The 12,978-nt window shown below is 62.5% G+C and carries 12 protein-coding genes; 8 read left to right on the top strand and 4 right to left on the bottom strand.

Annotation, left to right across the window (positions count from 1 at the left end; translation table 11 throughout):
• The first annotated feature begins 252 nt into the window (after window positions 1-252).
• From PWG15_RS30620 to PWG15_RS30610, 3 genes are read left to right on the top strand one after another with little or no spacing between them, the layout of a single operon-like run.
• Window positions 253-1,323 (top strand): HlyD family secretion protein, encoded by a 1,071-nt coding sequence (locus tag PWG15_RS30620; protein ID WP_275025326.1) that lies wholly within the window; start codon window positions 253-255, stop codon window positions 1,321-1,323.
• A complete protein-coding gene (rbbA, locus tag PWG15_RS30615; RefSeq protein ID WP_275025325.1) occupies window positions 1,323-4,103 on the top strand; it encodes a ribosome-associated ATPase/putative transporter RbbA in 2,781 nt (926 codons plus the stop codon). The genes PWG15_RS30620 and rbbA overlap by 1 nt, the downstream gene beginning before the upstream one ends.
• Before the next feature lie 2 nt (window positions 4,104-4,105).
• Window positions 4,106-5,218 (top strand): ABC transporter permease, encoded by a 1,113-nt coding sequence (locus PWG15_RS30610; RefSeq protein WP_275025324.1) that lies wholly within the window; start codon window positions 4,106-4,108, stop codon window positions 5,216-5,218.
• A 183-nt stretch (window positions 5,219-5,401) separates the two neighbouring features.
• Here the strand turns inward: PWG15_RS30610 and PWG15_RS30605 are convergent, their stop codons facing one another.
• Together PWG15_RS30605 and PWG15_RS30600 are read right to left on the bottom strand one after the other, a co-directional pair.
• Window positions 5,402-5,845 (bottom strand): hypothetical protein, encoded by a 444-nt coding sequence (locus PWG15_RS30605; protein WP_275025323.1) that lies wholly within the window; start codon window positions 5,843-5,845, stop codon window positions 5,402-5,404.
• Between the two features lie 25 nt (window positions 5,846-5,870).
• Entirely contained in the window at window positions 5,871-6,260 is a 390-nt protein-coding gene (locus PWG15_RS30600; RefSeq protein WP_275025321.1) for a hypothetical protein, read from the bottom strand.
• 109 nt (window positions 6,261-6,369) lie between these two features.
• Here PWG15_RS30600 and PWG15_RS30595 point away from each other — a divergent pair, with 109 nt between their 5' ends.
• The 3 genes from PWG15_RS30595 to PWG15_RS30585 all read left to right on the top strand — a co-directional run bounded on the left by PWG15_RS30595 (window position 6,370) and on the right by PWG15_RS30585 (window position 9,046).
• A complete protein-coding gene (locus tag PWG15_RS30595) occupies window positions 6,370-7,164 on the top strand; it encodes a COG3904 family protein (RefSeq protein ID WP_275025319.1) in 795 nt (264 codons plus the stop codon).
• A gap of 34 nt (window positions 7,165-7,198) precedes the next feature.
• Entirely contained in the window at window positions 7,199-7,960 is a 762-nt protein-coding gene (locus PWG15_RS30590; RefSeq protein WP_275025317.1) for a hypothetical protein, read from the top strand.
• 144 nt (window positions 7,961-8,104) lie between these two features.
• Window positions 8,105-9,046 carry an MYG1 family protein gene (locus tag PWG15_RS30585; RefSeq protein ID WP_275025315.1) on the top strand — a complete coding sequence of 314 codons (942 nt, stop codon included), beginning with the start codon at window positions 8,105-8,107 and terminating at the stop codon, window positions 9,044-9,046.
• A gap of 106 nt (window positions 9,047-9,152) precedes the next feature.
• On the opposite strand, the gene PWG15_RS30580 is transcribed toward PWG15_RS30585, so the two are convergent.
• On the bottom strand, window positions 9,153-10,061 hold the full coding sequence (locus tag PWG15_RS30580; RefSeq protein ID WP_275025313.1) for a LysR family transcriptional regulator: 909 nt from the start codon (window positions 10,059-10,061) through the stop codon (window positions 9,153-9,155).
• 116 nt (window positions 10,062-10,177) lie between these two features.
• On the opposite strand from PWG15_RS30580, the gene PWG15_RS30575 reads away from it, so the two are divergent.
• Complete coding sequence (locus PWG15_RS30575; protein ID WP_275025311.1) at window positions 10,178-11,014, top strand: oxidoreductase; 837 nt, start codon at window positions 10,178-10,180, stop codon at window positions 11,012-11,014.
• Between the two features lie 98 nt (window positions 11,015-11,112).
• Here the strand turns inward: PWG15_RS30575 and PWG15_RS30570 are convergent, their stop codons facing one another.
• Window positions 11,113-12,381, bottom strand: a complete 1,269-nt coding sequence (locus PWG15_RS30570) for an MFS transporter (RefSeq protein WP_275025310.1) — start codon at window positions 12,379-12,381, stop codon at window positions 11,113-11,115.
• A gap of 107 nt (window positions 12,382-12,488) precedes the next feature.
• Here PWG15_RS30570 and PWG15_RS30565 point away from each other — a divergent pair, with 107 nt between their 5' ends.
• Window positions 12,489-12,938 (top strand): winged helix-turn-helix transcriptional regulator, encoded by a 450-nt coding sequence (locus tag PWG15_RS30565; RefSeq protein ID WP_275025309.1) that lies wholly within the window; start codon window positions 12,489-12,491, stop codon window positions 12,936-12,938.
• Window positions 12,939-12,978 lie beyond the last annotated feature (40 nt).

Below are 12,978 nucleotides of genomic sequence, written 5' to 3'. Positions count from 1 at the left end.
TCCTGGCGTCACGTTCCGAGCCGCTTCACGGCAGCCGCCGTTACCGCTAGCCTTGCCTTTGGCGCCGGGACGATCTGCGGGAACCGAGTTCACCGACCAGCCGTTCATTGCAATCAAGCTTTCAGCTCCAACGCGGCTGACCCGCAATTGACATGAGTCAATGCGGCAGCCTCGTCCGTCTGGCCTATTCCCGGTTGTGTTTAAGTGGTCGCGGGCTATTCTCGTGGTCTGTTTTGATGGTGGGACGCTGAAATGGAAAAAGCCCGGAAGAATTGGCTCCTGGTCGGTCTGGTCATCCTGGCGCTCGCAGGCGGCTACTATGCCTGGCAGAACATGGATCGCAACGCGCTGCCTGCCGGGATCGCCAGCGGCAACGGGCGCATCGAGGCCGTCGAGATCGACATCTCGACCAAGACGGCGGGCCGGATCAAGGAAATCCTGGTGGATGAGGGCGACTTCGTCACTGCCGGCCAGGTGCTCGCCCAGATGGATACCGTGCAGTTGGAGGCGCACAAGCGGCAGGCCGAAGCGCAGCGGCAGCGTGCGATCATCAGCGTCGAAGCGGCGAAGAACCTTGTAACGCAGCGCGAAGCGGAAAAGGCCGCGGCCGAAGCCGTGCTTGCGCAGCGGCGCGCGCAACTGGACGCTACCGAACGGCGGCTCGCCCGCTCCGAGCAACTCGTGAAGACGAGCACCGTTTCGCAACAGGTGCTCGACGACGACAGGGCCACGGCCGAGGGCGCGCGCGCTGCCGCCAGTGCCGCGGAGGCCTCGCTCGCTGCGTCTAATGCGGCGATCAATTCGGCGAAGTCCCAGGTCGTCGATGCCCAGGCCGCAGTCGAGGCGGCCAAGGCGTCGGTCGAAAGCATCATCGCCGACATCAACGACAGCACCCTGGTCTCGCCGCGCGACGGCCGTATCCAGTATCGCGTCGTTCAGCCCGGCGAAGTGCTTGCGGCCGGCGGCCGTGTGCTCAATCTCGTCGATCTCGGTGATGTCTACATGACGTTCTTCCTGCCGACGGATCAGGCCGGGCGTCTCTCGATTGGCAGCGATGTCCGGCTGGTGCTGGACGCCGCGCCGCAATACATCATTCCCGCCAAGGTCTCCTATGTCGCCGACGTCGCGCAGTTCACGCCGAAGACGGTCGAGACGGCCGAGGAACGGCAAAAGCTGACCTTCCGCATCAAGGCGCAAATTCCGAAGGATCTTCTGAAGAAGTACATCCGCATGGTGAAAACCGGCCTTCCGGGCGTGGCCTATGTGAAGGTCGATCCGAATGCAGAGTGGCCGGCGAGCCAGACCGGCACGCTGGTGCAGTGATGGCAGCCCCTGATCGGGCCGGCCTGCCGCCGGCAGAGCCCGTGGTTCGCTTAAGCGCCGTCACGCTTTCCTATGGCAAGACGAAGGCGCTCGCCGACGTGACGCTCGACATCCCGTCCGGCTGTATGGCCGGGCTGATCGGGCCGGACGGCGTTGGGAAATCGAGCCTGCTGTCTCTCGTTGCCGGTGCGCGTGCCGTGCAGGCGGGCCGTGTCGAGGTTCTTGGCGGCGACATCGCCGATGCCGGCCATCGGCGCCGGACCTGCCCGCGCATTGCCTATATGCCGCAGGGCCTCGGCAAGAACCTCTATCCGACGCTTTCCGTTTTCGAGAATGTCGACTTCTTCGGCCGGCTCTTCGGCCACGATCGCAAGGAGCGCGAGAGGCGGATTGCCAGCCTGCTCGAAAGCACCGGGCTTGCCCCCTTCGCCGAGCGTCCCGCGGGCAAGCTCTCCGGCGGCATGAAGCAGAAGCTCGGACTTTGCTGCGCGCTGATCCACGATCCCGATCTCCTGATCCTCGATGAACCGACCACGGGCGTGGACCCCTTGTCACGGCGGCAGTTCTGGGAGCTGATCGACGACATCCGTGCCGATCGGCCGGGCATGAGCGTCATCGTGGCGACCGCCTACATGGAGGAGGCCGCCCGCTTCGACTGGCTGGTTGCGATGGATGCGGGCCGGGTGCTGGCAACGGGCACGCCCGGTCAACTGCTTGAAAAGACCGGCGTCGGCACGCTCGACGCCGCCTTCATCGCGCTCCTTCCCGAGGAGATCAGGGGCGAGCATCACGACGTCGTCATTCCGCCGCGCCCAGAAGGCGCGAGCGACGACATCGCGATCGAGGCGAATAACCTCACCATGCGCTTTGGCGATTTCGTTGCTGTCAACAATGTCAGTTTCCGCATCGGCCGTGGCGAGATCTTCGGCTTCCTCGGTTCCAACGGCTGTGGCAAGACGACAACGATGAAGATGCTGACGGGCCTGCTGGCCGCCAGCGAGGGCACGGCAAAGCTCTTTGGGCGTGAGGTCGACCCGCGCGACATGGAGGTACGCCACCGCGTCGGTTACATGTCGCAGGCCTTCTCGCTCTATACCGAGCTCACGGTCCTGCAGAACCTGGAACTGCACGCCAAGCTGTTCGGCATGGACGGCATTCCCAAACGGATCGAGGAACTGGCGAAGCGCTTCGATCTCGCGGACGTGATGGACGCCTTGCCGGACGCCTTGCCGCTCGGTGTGCGCCAACGGCTCTCACTTGCCGTCGCGCTGATCCACTCACCCGATATCCTGATCCTCGATGAACCGACATCCGGCGTCGATCCCGTGGCGCGCGACAGTTTCTGGCAGATCCTCGTCGATCTCTCGCGCAACGATCAGGTGACGATCTTCATCTCCACCCATTTCATGAACGAAGCGATGCGCTGCGATCGCATGTCGCTGATGCATGCGGGCAAGGTGCTCGTCAGCGATACCCCGGCCGGCATCATGAAAAGCCGTTCCGCCTCGACACTGGAGGAAGCCTTCATCGCCTATCTGGAAGAGGCGATCGCCGGGGCAAAGCAGCCGGCGCCCGCAGTGGTCAGGGCAAAGGCTCCGCTGGAGCCGATTGCCGAACGGCATGCCGAGACGACGCGGTCATCTAGACAGGGATTCTTCGACCTCGGGCGGATGTTCAGCTATACCCGCCGCGAGGCGCTCGAACTGGTGCGCGATCCCATCCGCGCGACGCTTGCCACGATCGGCACGGTCATCCTGATGTTCGTCATCGGCTACGGCATCAACATGGATGTCGAGGACCTGACCTTCGCGGTGCTCGACCGCGACCAGACGACGACCAGCCGCGAATACATTCTCGAGATTGCCGGCTCGCGCTACTTCATCGAGAAGGATCCGATCACCGACTATGCCGATCTCGACCGGCGCATGCGTAATGGCGAACTGAGCCTGGCGATCGAGATCCCGCCGGGTTTTGCCCGGGACGCAGCACGAGGTAATACGGTGGAGATCGCTGCCTGGATCGATGGTGCGATGGCGAGCCGTGCCGAAACGGTCAAGGGTTACGTCCAGGGGCTGCACGCCCATTGGCTGACCGGCAAGATCCGCGAACGCTACGGGGCGGCCGCAACCGCCGGCACTTTCAAGATCGAGACGCGTTTCCGCTACAATCCTGACGTCAAGAGCATCGTCGCCATGGTGCCGGCGGTCATCCCGCTGCTGTTGATGCTGATCCCGGCCATGCTTTCGGCACTCAGCGTCGTGCGCGAGAAGGAGCTGGGCTCGATCGTCAATCTCTATGTCTCGCCAGTGACGCGGCTCGAATTCCTGATCGGCAAACAGATCCCCTATATCGCCCTGGCAATGCTCAATTTCGTGTTGCTGACGGCATTCGCGATCTTCGTCTTCCGGGTGCCGTTCACCGGCAGTCTGCTCGCCTGGACGGCAGCAGGCCTGATCTATGTCTCGGCAGCAACCGCGATGGGGCTCGTCATCTCGACCTTCATGTCGAGCCAGATCGCGGCGATCTTCGGCACGGCGATCCTGACGCTCATTCCGGCAATCCAGTATTCCGGCATGATCGATCCGGTCTCTTCGCTCGAAGGGGCAGGCGCGTTCATCGGTCAGATCTACCCGACCACCCATTTCATGACGATTGCCCGCGGGACCTTCTCCAAGGCACTCGGATTCGGCGATCTCGGCGGTGCCTTCGTGCCGATGCTGATCGCGGTGCCCGTGCTGCTCGCGATCGGCACGCTATCCCTCAAGAAGCAGGCGAGGTGACGATGCGCCTGTCCCATATCTACCATCTCGGCATCAAGGAACTCTGGGGGCTCTGGCGCGATCCGATCCTGTTGATCCTGATCGTCTATTCCTTTACGTTGTCGGTCTATACGGGCTCGACCGCGATGCCGGAAACATTGAACCGTGCGGCCATCGCCATCGTCGACGAGGACCGCTCGCCGGTTTCGACGCGAATATCGACGGCTTTCTATCCGCCCTATTTCGTGCCGCCGCAAATGATCACGCCTGCGGAAATGGACCGTCGCATGGATCAGGGGCTCGATACCTTCGCACTCGACATCCCGCCGAATTTCCAGACGGATCTCTTGGCCGGTCGCTCGCCGACGATCCAGCTCAATGTCGACGCGACGCGCATGAGCCAGGCCTTTTCCGGCAACGGCTACATCCAGCAGATCGTCACCGGCGAGGTCTCGGGCTTCCTCGATCGCCACCGCAGCGAGACACCGCTGCCCGTCGATCTCGTGCTACGCGCCCGCTTCAATGCCGAACTCAACAAGGGCTGGTTCGGCGCTGTCATGAACGTCATCACCAACATCACCATCCTGTCGATCGTGCTCACGGGGGCCGCCCTTATCCGCGAGCGCGAGCACGGGACGGTGGAGCACCTCCTGGTCATGCCCGTGACCCCGTTCGAAATCATGGTCAGCAAGGTCTGGTCGATGGGGCTGGTGGTGCTGCTCGCCTCGGCGATCTCTCTGATCTTCGTGGTCAAGGGCGCGCTTGCGGTTCCGGTGCAGGGCTCGTTCGCCCTGTTCCTGCTGGCAACGGCGCTGCAGCTCTTTGCAACGACCTCGATGGGCATCCTGCTTGCGACGATCGCCGGCTCCATGCCGCAGTTCGGCCTGCTGCTGATGCTTGTGCTCTTGCCGCTACAGGCGCTCTCGGGGGGCATGACGCCGCGCGAAAGCATGCCCGAGATCATCCAGAACATCATGCTGGCTACGCCGAACACCCACTTCGTCATTCTGGCGCAGGCGGTTCTGTTTCGCGATGCCGGGCTGGACGTGGTCTGGCCGCAGCTTCTTGCCCTGCTGCTGATCGGCGCCATCCTCTTCGCCTTTGCCATGCGGCGCTTCCGAGCCTTCCTGAAGTAGGCGCAGGTGTGGCTGATCGGGGAAGCGTGCTGCAGACGATCAGCGCTTGGTCGGAGAAGTTGCATGTCTCCTTCAATCGACCTCGATTAAAGGATAAAGACATGCAGCAAATCAAAGTGTTACAGCGACCTTTGCGCGTCTGATAAAACGCGTGGCGCTGTAATGTCTGCGCCGCGCAAGGCGTCAGGCAGGAATGAATTTTCCATCGTAGCGCACGCGAAAATTCCGGCGCTGGGCATCTTCCTGGAAGCAGACAAACACCAGTTCGAGATCGTGCGTGCTGCTGCGTCTGCCAAGCAGGCTCAACGTGATCACGATCACGCCGCCATAGGTGCGCGTCAGATTGATGGCAGCGCGGCGGATTTCATTGGTTCCGGCATCGTCCCGGTCTTCGCGCCGTTCGTACACCTGCCAGAAAGGCGCGCTCTCCCAGGCCGTTCGCAAGGCTTCGGTAATTTCCGCCTTGAACTCGTCAACCGATCGGCCCTTGCTCCATGAAACGGTCCGCTCGGTGTGGTCGCCAAAGATATCGAGATAGGCGTCATAGTCGTCCGGATCGGAAAAACACCGCTCGATCATTCCGAATGCCACGTCGTCGGAAAGTGCTGCCTTAAAGAAAATCGTCATCGAATCGCAATCCTGCCTTGAGCGCCTATGTTGTCAAAGCGTTGGCGACGTATCCAGCCCCTCGGCGTGTGATCGCTGCCGCGCGAACAACTATCGTCTCTCTGCAGTGTCTTGGGCGGGTCGATCGCATCGCTCCGGCGGCCGATTTCGTGTATATGATTGTTGCCTTAAATTCAGGCTCCATGCTATCGTTGGTTTCATTATTGGCTGACGCAACTTTCATTCTCCTTTCGCGGTCCAAGGGCACGATCTCGGCAATGGAGACAAAGAACTGTTTGTTTTGATAGTCATATTTACAGCATGAAAATTGCGGGGCGCCGCACACCGCGCTGATGTGGAAGGGATCGGGCGAGATCGCTCCATCCTGGCCGCCGGCGAAGGCCCAGTCGGGAGAGGTACAGTTTTTGATCGGCATGGCGTTTCCACGAGAAGTATTCTCGCGTTCAGTGGTCATTGTCTGTCTGTTGGTTGGGCTTTTGGCCCCCGCAGCGACGGTTCGAGCGGCGCCGACCGGTGGTGCCGACATGCAGTTCTTCGTGGTTCGCAGCGGTCAGCCAGGGTGCGAGCCAACCTGTCCGGAGTGGATATCGGCCGAAGGGACGATCGCTCGCGAAAGCCCGGCGCGCTTCAAGAAGCTGCTCAAATCCATTGGCAACCGCCGCCTGCCGGTCGTGGTGACGTCACCCGGCGGAGACGTCGGTGCCGCGCTGGCGCTGGGGCGGCTCATCAGGGCGCGAAAGCTTGAAGTGGCGGTCGGGAAGACCCGCTTCGTTGGTTGTCAGCCGCAGCAGAAGGATTGCCGCGACAACGACGGCAAGGGCGCCCGCTATATCGGTACCGCCTATTCGGGCGAAGCCTACTGCAATTCGGCCTGTCCGCTGATGTTGGCCGGTGGCACCCGGCGCGTGGTCGGCCAGTGGGCGTATCTGGGCGTTCACCAGATCACCACCGTCTTCATTCAGACCCAGACGCGGTATCGGGAGGAGTATCGTATCGTCAACGGCAAGAAGAAGATCACCAGCAAGAAGGTCGTCAGTCGCAAGAATCTCGGCAGCCGCAAGATCTACGAGATGAGCAAGGCGCAGGAGCGTGAACTGGTGGCCTATCTCGCGGAAATGGGCGTCAGCCGTGCCGTCATCGATCTGATGAAGATCACGCCCGCCTCCGATATGCGCAAGATCGAACCCGTCGCGATGACGCAGATGAAGTTGATCACGCAACTGGGTGGGGTCGAATTGCTGACCTCGGTCGAGACCTGCAGGACCGTGCCGGCGTCCGCCAATTGTCGGGTTTTCATCATGTCGGACCTGAAGCGCTAGGCTGGAGATAGGGATGTCAGTGGGGCGGTTCTCTTTGCGCAGGGTCTTGGCGAGCCTTTGGCGGGCGGCGCTGCTGATGTGTCTGACGACGCCAGGTCTGTCGATCGAGCAGCCGGCAATGGCGTCAGAACAGCAGATGCGGTTCGTTGTTGTGCGTTCGAACCAGTCCGCTTGCGAGCCGACATGTCCGGAATGGATTTCCGCCGAAGGCGTCATCGGTGCGAAAACGCCGGCGTTGCTGAAGGCGACCTTGAAGACGCTCGGAGGCCGGAATCTGCCGTTGGTCCTTGCCTCTCCCGGCGGCGATACGGCTGCTGCCATGGCAGTCGGGCGCCTCATCCGCAAGAACAAGCTGAGCGTGGCCGTGGGCACGACCATCTTCATCGGGTGCCAGAGGGACCAGGAGAACTGTACGGCAAACGACGGTAAAGGCGCTGATTTCATCGGCGCGGCGATCTCGCAGGGAGCATGCACCGAGGCATGCGCTCTGGTGCTCGCGTCCGGCGTTCGACGGCTTGCCGGAGGGGAAACGACCGTGGCAAACATTCCGACGGTGACTGGAAACGGGACCGGCAGCAAAAAGCTGGCGGCTTATTACGACGAAATGGGCGTGCGATACCAGAAGTTGGCCGAGGGCCAGCGCGATGTGGATGGCAACCCGGGTCCCTGGCAATTGTTCAAGGCGCTTCTGGTGACGAACACGCTCGCCGTGGATCAACTGGTCGATGCGCAGATTTGCAAGGGCACGCCCGCACCCGACAATTGCCGGGTCTTCACCACGATGGATCTGGAGTAGGTTCGCTCGGGGCCTCTCCCGCCGAGAGCACCAGCTGGCGCATGCGGGCCTCCAGGCAGGCATGGAGCGATGGTGGGTTGAGGTGGTGGCGCGCAATGGCTATGTGGTGCGCTCCGTATTCAACGAACCATAGGGCCAATCGGGATGATCCCAGAGTTTCTCGTTACCCATTCCGGTGGCTTTCACGCCGACGAGCTGTTGTCCACCGTCATTCTCACACGGCTCTTCCCGCAGGCGCGCCTGATCCGCAGTCGGGCTCCGGAGTGGATCAAGCCCGGTGCGGATCGCATCGTCTACGATGTGGGTGGCCTGTATGACGCTGCGGCCGGTATCTTCGATCATCACCAACGCGGCGCGCCGCTCAGAGAAGACGGTCAGCCCTACAGCTCGTTCGGGCTGATCTGGAAGCACTATGGCCGCGACTATCTCGTCGCTTCAGGCGTTCCTGAAGACCATATCGAGGCGGTGCATGCGGCCTTTGACGCACGTTTCGTGCTTCCGGTCGATCTGGTGGACAATGGTGCGCTCGACCCTTCCGCTGCCGGACCGCTTGCCGGGCTGACGCTGCCAGCATTGTTGGAAACCTTGAAGCCGGTGTTCGACGAGGGCGGCCCGGAGGCTGACGATCGCGGCTTTCAGTCGGCCCTGGCGATCGCCCGCACGCTCGTCGAGGCCGGCGTCGCGCAGCGCGCCGCCAAGCTCAGGGCCGAGGCACTCGTCCTCCAGCAAATCGCCCGTGCCGGGGATGGCCGAGTTCTCGAGCTGCCGATGGGCATGCCCTTCCGTCCGGCCGTGGTGAAGTCCGGCGCCGATCACCTGTTGTTCGTCGTTCACCCGCGCGACAAAGACTGGTGCCTGACGGGCATCCGCAAGGCCGATGAGGGCTTTGAGCTTCGCGCAGACCTGCCCGCAGCCTGGGCCGGCCTGACCAACGGCGAACTGGAAGCGGCTTGCGGGGTCAAGGGCGCAAGCTTCTGCCACAATGGCCGCTTCATCGCGGCGGCCGCGACGCGTGAAGCTGCCCTTGCCATGGCTGCGTTGGCCGTCGCAGAGGCAGCGTCGCTCGAAGCGGAAATCAGGGCGTAAGCCAGGACAGCCCTGCGTCGGGCACATTCGCCTGTTCCGGCGCTGACCGGAAGCGACGGCATCATGGTCCGGCCGCGGCGCGGTCGGTCCATGAATCAGCTTCGCGCTAGCCTTTGGCGGGCCCGCTACCCGCGGTCCTGATGAAATCGACGAAGGCGCGCAGTGCCGCGGGCATTTGCCGGCGGCTGGGATAGTATAGATAGAGGCCGCCGTAGTAGGGACACCAATCCTCGAGCACCCGAACAAGCCTCCCCCCGTCTATCAGTGACTGCACTTGATCTTCGAAGGTGAAGGTTACGCCGGCGCCCGCAAGGGCCGCGTCCACCATCAGGTCCTGGTCGTCGACGATCAGGGGGCCGCTCACTTCGACCTGAAGTTCCACGCCGCCGCGCTCGAATTCCCATGCGTAGAGGCGGCCGCTGCCGAAGCGCAGCCCGACACAGGGGAGTTCCCTCAGGTGATCGGGAGCGGTTGGTTTTGGATAGCGCTCGAAGAAGGAAGGCGTCGCCACAATCGCGGTGCGCTGGCGCGGCCCGATCGGGACGGCGATCATGTCCTGCGCGATGATTTCACCGAAACGAACGCCGGCGTCGAAACCCTCCGAGACCATGTCGACGAGGTCGTTGTCGGTGACGATCTCGATGCTGATTTTCGGGTAGGCTTCGAGAAAGCGCGCGACCAGTGGCAGAAGCACCATCTTTGCCGAGGCGCGCGCCGCATTGAGTTTCAAGCGCCCGACCGGTGTGCCGCGGAAGTTGTTGAGGTCATCGAGAGCGTCTTCAATGTCGCGAAAAGCGGGGGCGACGCGCGCGAGCAATAGTTCGCCCGCTTCCGTCAGCGCGACGCTGCGGGTCGTTCGGTTGAAGAGGCGGAGATCGAGCCGTTCTTCAAGCGCCTTCAGGGCATGGCTGAGCGCCGACGGCGTGCAGCCCAGTTCGTCGGCGGCGCGGCGGAAGCTTCGCTGCCGGGCCAAGGCAAGGAAGGAGGACAGGTCTGAAGGCGATACGGTTCTCATTGATGAATCCTACTCAGCAACTCAAGGAGAATCCAGTCGATTATCTCAGTAGATGTGACGCGGTAAAACCTTCTCAGCCGCCGACGATGGAGCGGCGACACAAACAGGAGGTTCACATGCATACTTGGTTCGTTACCGGCGCATCCCGCGGATTTGGTGCCCTCATTGTCGAAAAGGCGCTCGCCAAGGGCGATCAGGTTGTCGCGACGGCGCGCAATCCGAAGGCGATCGTCGAGCGTTTCGGCGAGCAGCCCAACCTTCTGGCCGTGGCGCTCGATGTTACCGACGAGCCCCAGGCGCATCAGGCCGCCGGGCAGGCGATTGCACGCTTCGGCCGGATCGATGTTCTGGTCAACAATGCCGGCTACGGTTTGCTCGGTGCGGTCGAAGAGGCAAGCGGTGCCGAGATCGAGGCCCTCTATCGCACCAACGTCTTCGGTCTGCTGGCCGTCACCCGTGCCGTGCTGCCGCATATGCGCCGCCAGCGTTCGGGACGCATCCTGAATTTCTCGTCGGTCGGCGGCTATCGCAGCGGCCCTGGCTTCGGGGTTTATTGCTCGACGAAATTTGCGGTCGAAGGCTTGACTGAAGCGCTCGCTGCAGAGCTTGCCCCGCTCGGGATCCATGCAACGGCGATCGAGCCCGGCTATTTCCGCACCGACTTCCTCGACTCGACCTCACTGAGCGTAAGCCCGATCGAAATCGACGACTATGCAGAAACGGCCGGCATCGTTCGCCACAAGGCGAAGGAAATCAGCCACAATCAGCCGGGCAATCCCGACAAGCTGGCGGATGTCCTGATCTCATTCGTCGACGCGGAAAATCCGCCGGTGCGGCTGCCGCTTGGCAGCGACACGGTGGCCGCGATCGAAGCCAAGCATGCATCGGACGCACAAATCCTTGCCCAATGGCGGGCCGTGTCCCTTTCGACCGACTTTGAGCCTGCCGCATAAACGACGAGCAGCGGTGGTCGCCCGTTCCCTCAGAAGCCCCGCCTTGGTGCGGGGCTTCTCGTTGGCTGGGCCAACTTTGCCGCTGTCGCAGCGGTCGCTCAACCGCTCAACGCTGCGCCTTCCTCCCGAGATCTCGAAGGCCTTGTCGCCAGCCAGAAGATCAGGGAACCGAGGCTGATCACCGCGCCCATCAGGCAGACGCCGTTCCAGCCCGCATGCGCATAGGCGACCGTGGAGAGCGAGGAGCCGGTCGCGCTGCCGAGCGAATAGAAGAGCATGTAGGCAGCCGTCAGCCGGTTCTGCGCCTCCGGACGAACGCGATAGATCAGGGCCTGGTTGGTCACGTGGACCGCCTGGAGCCCGAAGTCGAGCACGAGCACACCAGCGATCAGCCACAGGATGGATTGGTTCAGCAAGGCGATCGGCAGCCATGCGACAAGCATGAGCGCGAGCGCAATCCCGGTCGTCGTCTGGCCAAATCCGCGATCGGCCCAATGGCCCGCCCGCGAAGCGGCCAGCGCTCCGGCAATGCCTGCGAGGCCGAAGAGGCCGACCTGAGTATGCGACATGGAGAACGGTGGCGCACTCAGCGGCAAAACAAGCGGGGTGAGCAGCGTCGTCACGTTCGCGAAAATCAGCATGGCGATCACGCCGCGGGCACGAAGCACCGGCTCTTGCCAAATCAGCTTGAAGGTGGAGCCGACAAGGCGGGGGTAGCTGAGCTTGCTCGTTTCCCGTCTCTGCTGCGGCAGCAGCCTGTACAGCAGGCCCGCGATCAGGAGTGTTGCGACGCCGGATGCCATATAAACCGATCGCCAGCCGGAGAGATCCGTCAGAAGGCCCGCGACAGTGCGTGCGGACAGGATGCCGATCACGATGCCGCTGGTGACAAATCCGACCACCCGGCCGCGTTCCGATGGCTGAGCCAGGCTGGCCGCATAGGCGACCAGGGCCTGCGTCAGGACGGCAAGCATCCCTACCGTCGCGATCGCGGCCATCAGCATTTCGGCGTTGGCCGAAACGGCCACGAAGCCGAGCGCGACCACGGAAAGCAGGGATTGGATGATGATCACCTTGCGGCGATCGAAAAGGTCGCCAAGAGGAACAAGCAGGACCAGGCCGAGGGCGTAGCCGACCTGCGTCGCCCCGACGATCAAGCCGGCGCTGGTCTGCGAAAGGTCGAGGTCGGCGGCCATCACATCGAGCAGGGGGTGGGCAAAATAGGCGTTGGCGACCGCAAGGCCGGAGGCGAGGGCAAAGAGGGTCATCATCGGCCGCGTCAACGGTGATGCCGTGGCACCTCCGGCATTTGGGCGCGCAATGTCGTTTGCGGCATCGATCGACGCCGCAGCAGTTCTGCCATCCATTGGACTTCTTCCTTATTTCGGTTTAATAATGAAACCAAATTAATGGATACCAATTTGGTTTCATAATACAACCAAAATCTCGTGGCATATGAGAGAGGAAAGTTCGTATGGTGGCGCGCAGAAGCCTCAAGGGAGACTACTGTCCCAGCGCGCGATCGCTGGACGCGATCGGCGACTGGTGGTCGCTGCTGATCGTGCGCGATGCGTTCGACGGACTACGACGCTTCAGCGATTTTCAGAAAAGCCTCGGCATTGCCAAGAACATCCTGACGGAGCGCCTGCGGACGCTGGTGGACCGCGGCATCCTGGAGACGGTTCCCGTCGGTGAGGCGAAAGCGCGTGTCGAGTACCAATTGACGGCGATGGGTCGAGACCTCTTTCCGGTGATGGTCGCCTTGCGCCAGTTCGGCGAAAGGCACCTCTTTCAGCCGGGCGAGGAGCATTCCCTGCTGGTCGAAAAGGAAACCGGACTGCCTGTGAAGCTCGACATCCGCACCCAGGACGGCAGGCCGATCGAGGCCGCCGCGACGGTGCTGATCAAGGTGCCCGAAGACTGACCGTGCCTGCAATGCTCGGCACATCAGCGGCGAACCGAAC

Source organism: Ensifer adhaerens (assembly GCF_028993555.1).
In the GTDB taxonomy this organism is placed as follows: Bacteria; Pseudomonadota; Alphaproteobacteria; order Rhizobiales; family Rhizobiaceae; genus Ensifer; species Ensifer adhaerens_I.
This window is presented reverse-complemented; position numbering and strand designations above follow the sequence as displayed.

Coding starts and splice junctions, on each gene's coding strand:
- PWG15_RS30620 (WP_275025326.1), top strand. CDS start 253: ATGGAAAAAGCCCGGAAGAATTGGCTCCTGGTCGGTCTGGTCATCCTG.
- PWG15_RS30565 (WP_275025309.1), top strand. CDS start 12,489: ATGGTGGCGCGCAGAAGCCTCAAGGGAGACTACTGTCCCAGCGCGCGA.
- PWG15_RS30605 (WP_275025323.1), bottom strand. CDS start 5,845: ATGACGATTTTCTTTAAGGCAGCACTTTCCGACGACGTGGCATTCGGA.
- PWG15_RS30585 (WP_275025315.1), top strand. CDS start 8,105: ATGATCCCAGAGTTTCTCGTTACCCATTCCGGTGGCTTTCACGCCGAC.
- rbbA (WP_275025325.1), top strand. CDS start 1,323: ATGGCAGCCCCTGATCGGGCCGGCCTGCCGCCGGCAGAGCCCGTGGTT.
- PWG15_RS30610 (WP_275025324.1), top strand. CDS start 4,106: ATGCGCCTGTCCCATATCTACCATCTCGGCATCAAGGAACTCTGGGGG.
- PWG15_RS30570 (WP_275025310.1), bottom strand. CDS start 12,381: ATGGATGGCAGAACTGCTGCGGCGTCGATCGATGCCGCAAACGACATT.
- PWG15_RS30575 (WP_275025311.1), top strand. CDS start 10,178: ATGCATACTTGGTTCGTTACCGGCGCATCCCGCGGATTTGGTGCCCTC.
- PWG15_RS30600 (WP_275025321.1), bottom strand. CDS start 6,260: ATGCCGATCAAAAACTGTACCTCTCCCGACTGGGCCTTCGCCGGCGGC.
- PWG15_RS30595 (WP_275025319.1), top strand. CDS start 6,370: ATGCAGTTCTTCGTGGTTCGCAGCGGTCAGCCAGGGTGCGAGCCAACC.
- PWG15_RS30580 (WP_275025313.1), bottom strand. CDS start 10,061: ATGAGAACCGTATCGCCTTCAGACCTGTCCTCCTTCCTTGCCTTGGCC.